General features: G+C 37.7%; 1 protein-coding gene. It reads left to right on the top strand.

Features of this window, described 5'->3' with window-relative positions:
- A partial coding sequence (locus C1E99_RS00860; protein WP_161951116.1) for a transposase occupies positions 1–409 on the top strand: 409 nt, incomplete at its 5' end.
- Positions 410–443 lie beyond the last annotated feature (34 nt).

Here is a 443-nt window from a genome sequence, read left to right as displayed (position 1 = left end):
CTTTTATTCTCGTACCTTTGGGCAAATATTGACACCGAAAGAGGTTGTTCAGAAAACACTCGAGTTCTCAGATCAACTAAGATTCTATTATGACCTCTACCAGATTCTCCTCTTCCATTTCCAAGAGAAGAACTCGAAATATTTCTTCGAGCTTCTAGAAGACAACCTTAACCTTGTCAATCCTACCTTCAAAACTGTTTTTAAGACCTTTCTAAAGTATAAAACTTATATCACGAACGCCATTGAGCTACCCTATTCCAATGCTAAACTGGAAGCGACCAATAAACTCATCAAGGACATCAAGAGACAGGCTTTCGGGTTTAGGAACTTTAAGAACTTTAAAACTAAGATTTACATCGCTTTGAATATTGAAAAAGAGAGAACGAATTTCGTCCTCTCTAGGTGTTAGCTTTTCATCTACCCACTACAGTTGACAAAGAGCC

It is taken from the genome of Streptococcus suis (assembly GCF_002964045.1).
Lineage (GTDB): Bacteria > Bacillota > Bacilli > Lactobacillales > Streptococcaceae > Streptococcus > Streptococcus suis_U.
This window is presented reverse-complemented; position numbering and strand designations above follow the sequence as displayed.